Origin of the sequence: Brevundimonas sp. (genome assembly GCF_044336875.1) — a bacterium.
GTDB lineage: Bacteria > Pseudomonadota > Alphaproteobacteria > Caulobacterales > Caulobacteraceae > Brevundimonas.
Map to the genome: position 1 here is coordinate 66,339 of NZ_JBIIOP010000005.1, position 12,408 is coordinate 78,746.

The 12,408-nt window shown below is 68.6% G+C and carries 17 protein-coding genes; 9 read left to right on the forward strand and 8 right to left on the reverse strand.

The window, feature by feature from the left end:
• Window positions 1-22: 22 nt before the first annotated feature.
• Window positions 23-322, reverse strand: a complete 300-nt coding sequence (locus ACIQ1T_RS08585) for a hypothetical protein (RefSeq protein ID WP_395944120.1) — start codon at window positions 320-322, stop codon at window positions 23-25.
• A gap of 70 nt (window positions 323-392) precedes the next feature.
• Window positions 393-947, reverse strand: coding sequence for an ATP-dependent protease subunit HslV (gene hslV, locus ACIQ1T_RS08590; protein ID WP_395944121.1), 555 nt, complete (start codon window positions 945-947; stop codon window positions 393-395).
• Between the two features lie 144 nt (window positions 948-1,091).
• Between hslV and ACIQ1T_RS08595 the strand changes: the two genes are divergently transcribed.
• From ACIQ1T_RS08595 to ACIQ1T_RS08605, 3 genes are all read left to right on the forward strand, one after another.
• On the forward strand, window positions 1,092-1,490 hold the full coding sequence (locus ACIQ1T_RS08595; protein WP_395944122.1) for a BLUF domain-containing protein: 399 nt from the start codon (window positions 1,092-1,094) through the stop codon (window positions 1,488-1,490).
• 81 nt (window positions 1,491-1,571) lie between these two features.
• Complete coding sequence (locus ACIQ1T_RS08600) at window positions 1,572-1,982, forward strand: BLUF domain-containing protein (RefSeq protein WP_395944123.1); 411 nt, start codon at window positions 1,572-1,574, stop codon at window positions 1,980-1,982.
• Between the two features lie 43 nt (window positions 1,983-2,025).
• The gene (locus ACIQ1T_RS08605; RefSeq protein ID WP_395944124.1) at window positions 2,026-2,763 is read left to right on the forward strand and encodes a HesA/MoeB/ThiF family protein; all 738 of its coding nucleotides are present in this window, start codon (window positions 2,026-2,028) and stop codon (window positions 2,761-2,763) included.
• A gap of 20 nt (window positions 2,764-2,783) precedes the next feature.
• On the opposite strand, the gene ACIQ1T_RS08610 is transcribed toward ACIQ1T_RS08605, so the two are convergent.
• Window positions 2,784-3,035 carry a hypothetical protein gene (locus ACIQ1T_RS08610; RefSeq protein ID WP_395944125.1) on the reverse strand — a complete coding sequence of 84 codons (252 nt, stop codon included), beginning with the start codon at window positions 3,033-3,035 and terminating at the stop codon, window positions 2,784-2,786.
• A gap of 119 nt (window positions 3,036-3,154) precedes the next feature.
• On the opposite strand from ACIQ1T_RS08610, the gene ACIQ1T_RS08615 reads away from it, so the two are divergent.
• Window positions 3,155-4,375, forward strand: a complete 1,221-nt coding sequence (locus tag ACIQ1T_RS08615) for a DUF6880 family protein (RefSeq protein WP_395944126.1) — start codon at window positions 3,155-3,157, stop codon at window positions 4,373-4,375.
• Here ACIQ1T_RS08615 and ACIQ1T_RS08620 read toward each other — a convergent pair.
• Window positions 4,372-5,358: a 2-hydroxyacid dehydrogenase gene (locus tag ACIQ1T_RS08620; protein WP_395944127.1), complete on the reverse strand. Its 987-nt coding sequence runs from the start codon at window positions 5,356-5,358 to the stop codon at window positions 4,372-4,374. The genes ACIQ1T_RS08615 and ACIQ1T_RS08620 overlap by 4 nt on opposite strands.
• 64 nt (window positions 5,359-5,422) lie before the next feature.
• On the opposite strand from ACIQ1T_RS08620, the gene ACIQ1T_RS08625 reads away from it, so the two are divergent.
• The 5 genes from ACIQ1T_RS08625 to ACIQ1T_RS08645 all read left to right on the forward strand — a co-directional run bounded on the left by ACIQ1T_RS08625 (window position 5,423) and on the right by ACIQ1T_RS08645 (window position 9,812).
• Window positions 5,423-5,995: an SH3 domain-containing protein gene (locus ACIQ1T_RS08625; RefSeq protein ID WP_395944128.1), complete on the forward strand. Its 573-nt coding sequence runs from the start codon at window positions 5,423-5,425 to the stop codon at window positions 5,993-5,995.
• 82 nt (window positions 5,996-6,077) lie between these two features.
• The gene (fabA, locus tag ACIQ1T_RS08630) at window positions 6,078-6,614 is read left to right on the forward strand and encodes a 3-hydroxyacyl-[acyl-carrier-protein] dehydratase FabA (protein ID WP_395944129.1); all 537 of its coding nucleotides are present in this window, start codon (window positions 6,078-6,080) and stop codon (window positions 6,612-6,614) included.
• Window positions 6,615-6,678: 64 nt separating this feature from the next.
• Window positions 6,679-7,896, forward strand: a complete 1,218-nt coding sequence (gene fabB, locus ACIQ1T_RS08635; RefSeq protein ID WP_395944130.1) for a beta-ketoacyl-ACP synthase I — start codon at window positions 6,679-6,681, stop codon at window positions 7,894-7,896.
• Between the two features lie 115 nt (window positions 7,897-8,011).
• Window positions 8,012-8,470, forward strand: a complete 459-nt coding sequence (locus ACIQ1T_RS08640; RefSeq protein WP_395944131.1) for a GNAT family N-acetyltransferase — start codon at window positions 8,012-8,014, stop codon at window positions 8,468-8,470.
• 286 nt (window positions 8,471-8,756) lie between these two features.
• The gene (locus ACIQ1T_RS08645; protein ID WP_395944132.1) at window positions 8,757-9,812 is read left to right on the forward strand and encodes an aspartate-semialdehyde dehydrogenase; all 1,056 of its coding nucleotides are present in this window, start codon (window positions 8,757-8,759) and stop codon (window positions 9,810-9,812) included.
• Window positions 9,813-9,830: 18 nt separating this feature from the next.
• Here ACIQ1T_RS08645 and truA read toward each other — a convergent pair whose 3' ends face one another.
• From truA to def, 4 genes are read right to left on the reverse strand one after another with little or no spacing between them, the layout of a single operon-like run.
• The gene (gene truA, locus ACIQ1T_RS08650; RefSeq protein ID WP_395944133.1) at window positions 9,831-10,574 is read right to left on the reverse strand and encodes a tRNA pseudouridine(38-40) synthase TruA; all 744 of its coding nucleotides are present in this window, start codon (window positions 10,572-10,574) and stop codon (window positions 9,831-9,833) included.
• Window positions 10,574-11,497 (reverse strand): methionyl-tRNA formyltransferase, encoded by a 924-nt coding sequence (fmt, locus tag ACIQ1T_RS08655; protein ID WP_395944134.1) that lies wholly within the window; start codon window positions 11,495-11,497, stop codon window positions 10,574-10,576. Before fmt ends, truA begins: the two co-directional genes overlap by 1 nt.
• Before the next feature lie 27 nt (window positions 11,498-11,524).
• Window positions 11,525-11,806, reverse strand: a complete 282-nt coding sequence (locus ACIQ1T_RS08660) for a hypothetical protein (protein WP_395944135.1) — start codon at window positions 11,804-11,806, stop codon at window positions 11,525-11,527.
• Entirely contained in the window at window positions 11,806-12,384 is a 579-nt protein-coding gene (def, locus tag ACIQ1T_RS08665; RefSeq protein ID WP_395944136.1) for a peptide deformylase, read from the reverse strand. Before def ends, ACIQ1T_RS08660 begins: the two co-directional genes overlap by 1 nt.
• Between the last annotated feature and the right edge of the window lie 24 nt (window positions 12,385-12,408).

Sequence of the window (12,408 nt, forward strand, 5' to 3'; positions counted from 1 at the left end):
CACCGCAACTCGCCGAACGCGATCAGCGCTCCCAGACCTCGGCGTCTCCGACCGCCAGGGAGATGGGCTCGCCGTTCTTGCAGGTGCAGGCCACCTCGTCATGGCGATCGGTGGCGGACCAGAAGGTGGTGGTGAATCGGTCTTCGCCCGCAGGGCCGATCGCCAGAAACTCCTGCAGCCGGGAAGGGTCGGGTTCGCCCAGACGGATACTGAGCCTTGCGGCCTGCACGCGGCATTGTCCCACGGGGTCGGCGGCCATCTCGGGCGTGGTGGCGCAAGACGCCAAGGTCACGGCGACCGCGATCAGAACCCTGTTCGCCACTCCATCCATGGCAAGGAAACTCGCAGACCGACCCGTGGTTGCGCAAGCGGAAAGGCGCCCGCCGGCGACATCAGGCCTCCAGGGTCTCCACCGTCAGATTGCCGTTGGTGTAGACGCAGATCTCGGCGGCGATCTTCATCGCCTTGCGGGCGACCGCCTCGGCGTCGAGATCGGTCTCTTCGATCAGGGCGCGGGCGGCGGACAGGGCGTAGTTGCCGCCCGAACCGACGGCGGCGACGCCGTATTCCGGCTCCAGCACGTCGCCGACCCCCGTGACGGTGAAGATCGAGGTCTTGTCCGCCACCAGCAGCATGGCCTCCAGCCGACGCAGATAGCGGTCGGTGCGCCAATCCTTGGCCAGGTCGACACAGGCGCGCGCCAGCTGGTCCGGATACTGTTCCAGCTTGGCTTCCAGCCGCTCGATCAGGGTGAAGGCGTCGGCGGTGGCGCCGGCGAAGCCCGCCAGAACCTTGCCGCCGGCCAGGGTGCGCACCTTGCGGGCCGCGCCCTTGACGATGGTCGGCCCCATCGAGACCTGGCCGTCGCCGGCGATGACGGTGCGGCCGTTCTTGCGCACCGCCAGGATGGTGGTGCCGTGCCAGTCGGGAAAATTGGATTGGGTCATGGTTCGCAGATGGCGCGACGACGACCTTCGATCAAGTCCGCCCAAATTCGGATAACGGCGTCACATTTTGACCCCAGTCATCGCTATAACGCGCCAACCTTGGCTGTGGAAACCGGTATCGGAGATAGAGAATTGCTCTATCGGGTGCTTATTGTGAGTGAAACGGTCGGCATGACCGGACAGTCGGCCCTCAGCAAGGCCGCCATCCTCGGCGCGTCCGAACGCAACAATCGTCGCGACGAGATCAGCAGCGCCATGCTGTTCCACGAAGGCCAGGCGGCCCAGATGATCGAGGGCATGCGCGCCGACGTGGACCGGCTGATCGCCCGCCTGCTGACCGACAGCCGGCACCGGGATCTGCGGATCATCGCGGACCGCCCCATCGTCCATCGCCGCGTCACGGAACCCGTTCGACTCAACACCCTGTCAGCGCGCCAGGCGGTCGAATATCTGCGCGGTCGACGTCTCGGGGAAGTCGCGGCCGAGGGGCTGGAGCGCCTGTTGTCCTGTGACAAGCTGCGCGCCTCGGCCTGCGCCGCGTGAGGGCGGCTGCGCGTTTCGTTAACCCTATGGCCTTACCTCGGTTCACATCGGCCATCCGACGTAAAAGCGTATGAGTAATCAATGAGTTTGTTCCGCATTGTCTATGTCAGCGACGCCGTCGGCGACGCCGGCGCGGGCCTTCTGCCCCTGATCGACATCATCGGAGCCTCGGATCGGAACAATCGGCGCGACCATGTTACGGGCGTACTGATGCGACACGACAACCAGTTCTTCCAGGCCATCGAGGGCGCCCGGGTCGATCTGGACCGGCTGATGGGGCGTCTGCGCGCCGACCGCCGCCACATGAATATCCGCGTGCTGGCCGACGCCCGCATCGAACACCGCCTGTTCGCCGACTGGGCCATGGCCCAGGTCGACGCGCCGCCCGCCCTGGGGCGGCTTCTGTCCGGGATGCCGGCCGAGCCCATGGCGAAGACCCAGGTCGAACGGATTCTGTCGGACACCAGCCGGACGATGGCCTCCGCCTCCTGAGACGCCCCTCGCGCCCACGCCCCCGCATCGCTAGATGAGGCGGATGGTTTTCTCCGAAGATGAAGTCGAACGTTACGCCCGTCATCTGGTCCTGTCCGAAGTTGGTGGCCCCGGGCAGCAGGCGCTGAAACGCGCGCGCGTCCTGATCGTCGGCGCGGGCGGGGTCGGCGCGCCGGCGGCCCTGTATCTGGCGGCGGCGGGCGTCGGGACGCTGGGCCTGATCGACGACGACAGGGTCGGCCTGTCCAACCTGCAGCGCCAGATCGCCTTCTCCACGCCCGAGATCGGCCGCCCCAAGGTCGAGGCGGCCGCCGCACGGCTGGGCGACCTGAACCCCCATGTCACGATCGAGGCCCTTGCGGAGCGGCTGACCCCGGCCAATGCGGCCGCGCGGATCGGCGCCTTCGACATCGTGCTGGATGGAACCGACGATTTCGAGACCCGCCACCTGGTCAACGCCGCCTGTGTCGCGGCGGGCAAGCCGCTGGTGTCGGGCGCCCTGGGGCGCTGGACCGGCCAGGTCGGGGTGTTCACCGGACGCCCCTGTTATCAATGCCTGGTGCCGGACATCCCGCCCGACGCGGAGACCTGTTCCCGCGTCGGGGTGGTCGGCGCGCTGGCGGGGGTGATCGGATCCATGGCGGCGCTGGAGGTCATCAAGCAGATCACCGGCGCGGGCGAGCCCCTGGCCGGTCGACTGATGATCTATGACGGTCTGGCGGGAACTGCGCGGACAGTGCGGATCGCCGCCGATCCCGAATGCCCGGTCTGCGGCGCTTGAGGCGCCAGGCCAGCCCGGGGTCAGGCCGCCGTCGCGAACCTGACGTCGGCCAGACTCACGTCCGGCATGGGTTCGGCGAAGCCCAGGGCGGCATTGCCGACCACTGTCACCAGCCGTTCCCCGCAATAGAGATACAGGGTCTCGAATCCGACCCAGGCGCGGGACAGTGTCTCCAGCGCCTGATTGGCGGCTTGATCATCGCGCGCGTCGAGCACGCAGATGTCCCGCACCGGAACCCCGGGCAGGTTGACGATACAATAGTAGGAATCCAACGCACGCTTCCCCAGACAGGACGCCGGAAACGGTCTTCACCTCCGGCGGTTCCGCTCCTGCCCTTCAAATTCGACAGGCGCGTGAGTCGATTCCGACAATCATGTGAAAAGGAGACCGAATGGCCCGTCGCCCCGCCGCGCCCAAACGCCTGAACACCGCCAATCTGGTGGGTCTGGGCGCGGACCGTCTGGGCGAGCTGCTGATGCAGGCGGCCGACGCCGACGCCCTGTTGAAACGCCGCCTGCGACTGGTGCTGGCCGCCGAGGCCGGGCCGGACCTGCTGGCGGCCGAGTTGGACAAGCGCCTGACGGCGGTGGCGGCCAGCAAGGCGCGGGTGTCCTGGCGCAAGCGACCGGACCTGTTGCGCGATCTGGACATCCTGCGTCAGTCCATCGTGGAGAACCTGGGGCCTGCGGCCCCCGGCCAGGCGCTGGACCGGATGATCGCCTGGCTCGACCTGTTCCGAGGCCTGACCACGCGGGTCAAGGATCCTCGGGGCGAAGTGGCCGGAGCTTTCGAAAGCGCTGCGCCGGACCTGTGGAGACTGGCCCATGCGGCCGTAGAGGCCGACGCGACGGCGGCCGATCGGTTAGCGACGGCGATCGAGAGCCAACCGCTGGACTACGCCCGCTGGATCGGCGCGGCGGATGACGCCCTGACCCAAGACCTGGCCCGCGCCCTGCTCGACCGCCTGGATCCGGCCGTCAGCCTGGCCATCGGCCCGCGCGGGACGCGGACGGCGATCCGACGCCTGGCGGACCGGGCCGAGGATCTGGACCTGTGGCTGTCGCTGGCCACGTCGGAAGAGCGGGGATCGCCGGATTTCGCGGCGGCGGCGGCGACGCGGCTGCTGGCCGCCGACCGGGTGCATGAGGCGCGCGAGGCGCTGGAGACGGCGCTGGAACCCTCCCCGGCCAACAGACGCTGGACCTTCGGCCGGTCGGCGAACGGCGGGCCGCCCCGGCTGACTCCGGCCTGGGAGGCGGCGGCCATCGACGTGACCGAGGCCGAGGGCCGCAAGGACGAGGCCCAGACCCTGCGCTGGGCGATGTTCGAGCGGGACCTGTCGGCGCCCGTCTTGCGGACCTATCTGGCGCGCCTGCCCGATTTCGACGATGTCGAGGCCCTGGACCGCGCCCTGGCCCATGCCGCGGCCCATCCCGATTTCGAAAAGGCCCTGGGCTTCCTGATGGACTGGCCCGCTCACCGCGAGGCGGCGGCCCTGGTCGAGCGGCGCGTCCGAGAGGTCCGCACGCCCCTGCCGCTGAAATCCGACTGGGCCGCGCGCCTGGCGCAGAAATATCCCGAGGCGGCGGACCGGCTGCTGGCCGCGCCCTAGAGCATGGCCGGAATGACCCGATCCGGCGGGCGATGTCCGTTCTGGTAGGTCATCAGATTGGCGATGACCCTGTCGCCCATGTCCTGGCGCGCCTCCAGCGTCGCCGAACCCAGATGGGGCAGCAGGACGACATTGGGCTGGCCCAGCAGGCCGGGATGGATGTCCGGCTCGTTCTCGAACACGTCCAGGCCCACGCCGGATAGGGCGCGCATCGCCACGGCCTGGGCCAGGGCGGCCTCGTCGATCAGTTCGCCGCGCGCCGTGTTGATCAGGATGGCGTGGGGCTGAAGCCGGGACAGGCGTTCGACCGACAGCAGGTGATGGGTGTCCTTCGTCGCCGGGCAGTTCAGCGAGACCACGTCCATCCGCGCCAGCATCTGGTCCAGATCGTCCCAGTAGGTGGCGCCCAGCTCCTCCTCGATCAGGGCCGGGACCGGTTTGCGATTATGATAATGAACCTGCAGGCCGAAGGCCTTGGCGCGGCGGGCCAGGGCCTGGCCGATCCGGCCCATGCCGACGATGCCCAGGCGCTTGCCCCACAGTTTGCGGCCGCACATCCAGGTCGGGGTCCAGCCCTCGAACCGGCCCTCGGCCACCACCTGGGCGCCTTCGACGATGCGGCGGCTGACGGCCAGAATCAGGCTCATGGCCAGATCGGCCGTGTCCTCGGTCAGGACGCCGGGCGTATTGGTGACGATGATCCCGCGCGCCACGGCGGCGTCGACGTCGATATGGTCCACGCCTGCGCCGAAATTGGCGATCATCTTCAGCTGTTCGCCCGCGCCGTTGATAAGGTCGGCGTCGATGACGTCGGTGATGGTGGGCACCAGGACTTCGGCGCGCTGGACCGCCGCCTGAAGCGCCGCCCGGTTCATCGGCTGGTCTTTGAGATTCAGCTCCGCGTCGAAAAGCTCGCGCATCCGCGTCTCGACCGCGTCCGGCAGGCGTCTGGTTAATACGACCTTAAGCTTGCGGGCGGACATTGCGGGCCTTGGTTAGCGGGCGGCGAAATGGGGTCGAAGCCCGCGCGACGGGTCGTTCGAAACAGTGTCTAGCAAAGCCGCCGCCATCTTCCAAAACCTGCGACGCCGCGTCGTCATCGCCGGAGCCGTCCTGGGCCTGGGCGTGATGGCCGGCGCGGGGGCCACCATGCCCGACGGCCGCCCCACCCCGACCGGGCTGGAGGTGCCGCGCTGGATCTCGCTGAAGTCGTCGCACGTCCGCGCCCGCCAGGGGCCGGGGCTGGATTATCCGATCCTGTGGGAATACCGGGCCGCCGGCCTGCCCGTGCAGGTGATCGCCGAGACCACCGAATGGCGCAAGATCTGCGACCCGGAGGGCGCCGTGGCCTGGATCCACAGAACGGTGTCGTCGGGCCGCCGCTATGTGTTCAACGCCTCGCCGGAAGAGGTGATGATCCACGCCGGCAAGTCCCAGGCCTCGGCCGTGCGAGCCCGCCTGTCGCCGCGTTCCCTGGTCTCGCTGGACGAATGCGAGGACGGCTGGTGCCAGGTGCGGGCCCGACGCCTGCGCGGCTGGATCCAGGAACGGGCCGTGTTCGGCGTCCAGCAACGGGCGCTGTGCAACGCCAATCGCCCGGCGGGAACCGGACGAGGCTAGACCACCGCAAACACCCCCGCTGTTGAGCGAAGCGGCGGGGTCGTGTAACCCGCCAGCAACAGCAGACGTAAACGGAACCGCCTTGACCCAGTCCCAATACCCCTCGTCCTTCGATCACGAGGCCCTTCTCGCCTCGGGGCGCGGCGAACTGTTCGGTCCGGGCAACGCCCAGCTGCCCGCCCCGCCGATGCTGATGTTCGACCGCATCACGACGATCACCTCGGACGGCGGCGAATACGGCAAGGGCTATGTCGAGGCCGAACTCGACATCAATCCCGAGCTCTGGTTCTTCCAATGCCACTTCATCGGCGACCCGGTCATGCCGGGCTGCCTGGGCCTGGACGCCATGTGGCAGCTGGTCGGCTTCTATCTGGGCTGGATCGGCGGCCCCGGCCGCGGCCGCGCCCTGGGCGTCGGCGAGGTCAAGTTCACGGGCCAGGTCACCCCGGACATCAAGAAGGTGGTCTACAAGATCAACTTGAAGCGCGTCATCAACCGGAAACTGGTCATGGGCATCGCCGACGGCGTGCTCGAGGCCGACGGTCAGGTCATCTACACCTGCAACGACATGCGGGTGGGACTCTTTGGCGCCGCCAAGGACGAGCCAACCGGCGCCTAAGCGCCTATATAACCGCGGACAGCGCGGAAGACCCCCGGGTCGATAAGCATCAGAAGGAAACACCATGCGTCGTGTCGTCGTCACCGGCCTGGGCATCGTCTCCTCCATCGGCCACGGCGCCGAGGAGGTCACCCAATCCCTGCGTGAGGCCCGTTCGGGCGTCGTCCATGCGGCGGATCACGCCAAATACGGCTTCCGCAGCCAGGTCTGGGCGCCGCCCAAGATCGGCCCGTGGGAGGAGTTGGTCGACCGCCGCGCCGCCCGCTTCCTGGCCAACGGCACGGCCTGGGCGCACATCGCCTTCGAAGAGGCGCTGAAATCGTCGGGCATGACCGCCGACGAGATCAAGGACGACCGTATCGGCCTGATCGTCGGCGAGGGCGGCCCCTCGACCCAGGTGATCCTGCAGGCGGCGGCCACGACGGTCGAGCGCGGCTCGCCCAAGCGCATCGGCCCGTTCGCCGTGCCCAAGGCCATGGCCAGCGGCCCGTCGGCGGTCCTGTCGACCTGGTTCCAGATGCGCGGCGTCAACTATTCGATCAGCTCGGCCTGCGCGACCTCGGCTCACTGCATCGGTGCCGGGGTCGAACAGATCCAGTGGGGCAAGCAGGACGTGGTCTTCGCCGGCGGCTGCGAGGACATCGACTGGTCCATGTCGAACATGTTCGACGCCATGGGCGCCATGTCTTCCGACTTCAATGCGACCCCGTCGGTCGCCTCGCGCGCCTATGACGCCGCCCGCGACGGCTTCGTCATCGCCGGCGGGGCCGGCATCGTGGTGCTGGAGGAGTACGAGCGGGCCAAGGCGCGCGGCGCGACCATCTACGCCGAGGTCACCGGATACGGCGCCAACGCCGACGGCTACGACATGGTCGCCCCTTCGGGCGAAGGCGCCCAGCGCTGCATGAAGATCGCGCTGGAGCAGGCCGGCAATCCCAAGATCGACTATCTGAACCCGCACGGCACCTCGACCCCGGTCGGGGACTCCAAGGAGATGGAGGCCGTGCGCACCGTCTTCGGCGACCAGATGCCGATGATCTCCTCGACCAAGTCGCTGACGGGCCACTCGCTCGGCGCGGCGGGGGCCCAGGAAGCCATCTACTGCCTGCTGATGATGCAGAACGGTTTCGCCGCCGAGAGCGCCCATATCGAAAACCTCGATCCGGCCTTCGAAGGCATGCCGATCCTGCGCCAGCGCCATGACGGCGAACTGACCCACGTCATGTCCAACAGCTTCGGCTTCGGCGGCACCAACGGCACGCTGATCCTGTCGAAGGTCTGAGCCTGAGGGGCGGCAGACACGCGCCGTCGAAAGCCCCTAAAGCTTGACCTTATCGCCACGCTTCGGGCCGGTGTTATGATGGGTGAAGCCACTCATGCCGCCGGAGGTTCGTCTCGTGTTCGCCCTGCAAGTCGATGATCTGAGCGGGGAGGCGGTGCGCGCCCTGTTGACCTTCCACCTGTCGGGCATGCACGCCAGTTCTCCGGCCTGTCACGTCCATGCCCTGGACCTGACCGGCCTGCTGCAGCCGAACATCACCGTCTGGAGCGCCTGGGACGGCGAGGCCCTGGCGGGGATCGGGGCGCTGAAGCTGATCGATGCGGATCAGGCCGAGGTGAAGTCGATGCGGACCCATCCCGACCATCTGCGGCGCGGCGTGGCGGCTGTGCTGCTGGAACGGATCATCGAGACGGCGCGGATGGCGGGCGTGAAGCGGCTGAGCCTTGAGACCGGCCGAGGCGACGCCTTCGAACCGGCCCTGGCGATGTACCGGCGGCGCGGCTTCGTCGACGGCGGCCCGTTCGCCGGATATGAGGCCAATGATTTCAGCCAGTTCCTGCATCTGGATCTGTGAGCCGCCCGCTCGGACGGCGCGATTGTTGCGCGAAGCGGGCGTTCTGATCGGCCCGGCGCGACTTCATTTTCGATCCGGCGGTTTACAGGACCGATTTTCGCCCCTAGAGACCGCGCCGTGAACACGCCTATGACCAAAGCGATTACCTCGAAAACCACCGGCTTCGGCGGGGCGGTTTCGGGTGCGCGCACGGTCTAGCGCCAACCCGATCCCAAGCCCCGCCGATGCGCGGGGCGGTCGATCCGGCCGACACCCCGCGCCTCCCCTAGTTTCTGGAGACGCCTGAATGTCCTTTTCCCCGTCCAACCCTCCCCATGTCGGCCCCAACGTCGGCATCGTCGGCGCCACCGGCCTGGTCGGCGAGATGATGCGCGGCCTGTTGGCCGAGCGGAACTTCCCCCTGGCCTCGCTGCGCCTGTTCGCCTCGGCCCGGTCGGCCGGCAAGACGGTCCGTTTCGGCGAGACCGACATCGTGGTCGAGGACGCGGCGACGGCGGACTACGCCGGGCTGGACATCGTCTTCTTCTCGGCGGGCGGCGATACGTCCAAGGCCCTGGCGCCCAGGGTGGCGGCGGCCGGCGCCGTGGTGATCGACAATTCCTCGGCCTGGCGCTCGGACCCCGAGGTGCCGCTGGTGGTCGCCGAGGTGAACCCCCATGCGCTCGCGACCCTGCCCAAGGGGATCATCGCCAATCCCAACTGCACCACCATGGCCGCCATGCCGGTGCTGAAGCCCCTGCACGACGCCGCCGGTCTGAAGCGTCTGACCGTCTCGACCTATCAGGCCGTGTCGGGCGGCGGGGTCGAGGGCATTCGCGTGCTGGAAGACCAGTCCCGCGCCGCCGTCGGCAAGGGAGCGGATCTGGCCCGCGACGGCGCCGCCGCCGACTTCGGCGCGCCCGAGAAGTGGGTCGTGCCGATCGCCGCCAATGTCGTGGCCCTGAACTATGTGCTGGGTGAGGACGGCTATACGGACGAGGAGCTGAAGCTGCGCGACGAGAGCCGCAAGATCCTGGAAATCCCTGGCCTGCCGGTCTCGGGCACCTGCGTCCGGGTGCCGGTCTTCACCGGCCACTCCCTGTCGATCAATGTCGAGTTCGAGCGCCCCCTGTCCGCGACCCAGGCGCTGGAACTGCTGGGTCAGGCGCCGGGCGTGGTGGTGACCGCCGTGCCGAACCCGCTGGAGGCCACGGGCAAGGACCCGGTCTTCGTCGGTCGCATCCGCCCCGATCCGACCGTCGAACACGGCCTGGCCCTGTTCGTCTCCAACGACAATCTGAGGAAGGGCGCCGCCCTGAACGCCGTCCAGATCGCCGAGGTCCTGGTGCAGCAGCGCGGCTGATAGCCCCGCAAGCGGGGCTCAGTCGTAGCGCACGCCGCTGAGATAGAGCCCCGCCGAGGGGGCGACGGGACCGCACCGGGCGCGGTCCCTCGCCTCCAACGCCGCCTTGACGTCGTGGGCGGTCCAGCGACCCAGGCCGACCTCGACCAGGGTGCCGGCCATCGAGCGGACCTGACGGTGCAGGAAGCTGCGGGCCTGGAAGACCAGATGGACCTCCTCGCCGAAACGGGTGACGCGGGCCACGTCCAGCGACTTGACCGGGGACTTGGACTGGCAGGCCACGTCGCGGAAGGTGGTGAAGTCGTGATGGCCGACCAGGACCTGGGCCGCGTGGTGCATGGCCTCGGCGTCCAGGGTCTTCTTGACGTGCCAAACCCGGTCCCGCTCCAGCACCGGCTGAGGGCGGCGGTTCAGGATCCGGTATAGATAGCCCCGGCCCGTGGCCGAGAAACGGGCGTGCCAGTCGGGATCGGGCGCAAGCTCGGCCGACAGGATGCAGACGTCCTCGCGCACCAGATGGGCGTTCATCGCGTTCAGCACCGTATCGACCGGCCAGTCGCGCTCCAGATCGGCGTGGATCACCTGGGCCGTGGCGTGGACGCCGGTGTCGGTGCGGCCGGCGGCGGCGATGCGGATCCGCTCGCCCGAGAAGGCGTGGATGGCCGTCTCCAACGCGCCCTGGACTGTCGGCTGGCCGTCTTGGGCCTGGAAGCCGTTATAGGCCGTGCCGTCGTATTCGAGGGTCAGCTTGTAGCGCGGCATCAGCCGAGCACGGTCCCGGCCGGCAGGGCAAAGCCGCGCAGCATCTCCTCGGCCGACTGGGCCGCCTTGCCCTCGCGCTGGACGCGGATCAGACGCACCGCACCCTTGCCGCAGGCTACGGTCAGGCCGTCGTCCAGAGTCTGGCCCGGCGCGCCGGCCCCGGGCGCCAGGGCCGACAGCAGGACCTTCACCCGCACAGGACCGGTCTCTGACGGCGCCTCGAACCAGGCGCCGGGGAAGGGCGACAGGCCGCGGATATGGGCGTCGATTTCGGCCGCCGGGCGGGTCCAGTCGATCCGGGCCTCGGCTGGTGTGATCTTCTTCGCATAGGTCGGCTCGCCGACCTGTTCCGAAGGGGTCACGCCGCCCCGTTCGATGGCGGCCAGGGCGCGGGGCCACAGGCCGGCGCCGACATGGGCCATCCGTTCCGACAGGGTGGCGGCCGTGTCGTCGGGCAGGATGTCCATCAGTTCGCTGAGCAGGATGGGGCCTTCGTCCAGGCCCAGGCTCATCTGCATGATCTGGACGCCGGTCTGCCTGTCCCCGGCCATGATCGCCCGCTGGATCGGGGCGGCCCCGCGCCAGCGCGGCAGCAGGGAGCCGTGCAGGTTCAGACAGCCCAGGCGGGGCGCCTCCAGCACCTCGGTTTTCAGGATCTGGCCGTAGGCGACGACGCAGGCGGCGTCGAGGTCCAGGCTCCTGAAGATGTCGATCGCCTCCGGGTCCTTCAGGCTCTCGGGCGTGAAGACGGGCAGGCCCATGGTCTCGGCGAAGGCGTGAACCGGCGACGGCGTCAGCTTCTGGCCCCGGCCCCTGGGGCGCGGCGGCTGCGAATAGACGGCGACGATCTCGTGACCCGAGGCGATCAGCTCGGCCAGAGACGGCACGGCGAAGTCGGGAGTTCCCATGAAGGCAAGGCGCATGGGCACGCCTTTAGAGGTTTGCGGCGCTTACTGCCAGCGGGTGAAGACGCCGCCGCCCTCGTCCCACTCGCCGCCCGCATCCAGGGCGTCGTCGAAGTCCAGCAACTTGTCCAGCAGCAGACCCGCCACCACGCCCAGCAGGGCCACCCCGGCCAAGGTCGCCACGCTGGCCACGCCGATCTTCTGATTGCGGGTCAGGCGACGACGGCCCGAGGAATCGATGATCAGCGACTGGCCGCGGGGAATCGACGGGGCGATGCGCCGCGCCGCGCGGGCGATGGGGTCAGGGCGGGTGTTGATCTTGGTCATCAGGCGGCGATCCTGTCGCGCGCGGCCTTCTTGACCTTGGTCACGGCGCGATCCCGCTTCAGCCGCGACAGGTGGTCGATGAAGAGCACGCCGTTCAAATGGTCCATCTCGTGCTGGATGCAGACAGCGTAGAGACCCTCGGCCTCCTCCTCCACCGACTGGCCCTCGCGGTTCAGATAGCGAATGCGGACGCGGGCTGGGCGTTCCACCTTGTCGAAATACTCGGGGATCGACAGGCAGCCCTCTTCGTAGGTGTAAAGCTCGTCCGAGGTCCACAGGATTTCCGGATTGGCGAAGAAGCGCGGGTTCTTGCGCGCCTCGGCCGCTTCGGGCGTATCCTCTTCCTCGGTCTCGCAGACGGTTCCGTCGCGATCGCCCAGGTCCATGACGATCACGCGGTCCAGAGCGCCGATCTGCACGGCGGCCAGACCGATGCCCGGCGCGTCGTACATGGTGTCCAGCATGTCGTCCATCAGGGCGCGCACGGCGGCGTCCACGGCCGCGACGGGCTTGGACACCTGCTTCAGGATCGCCAGGTCGGCGGGGATGTCTATGGTGAGGATGCGACGAATGGCCATGGCCGGGACGTAGGCCCGCCCCGG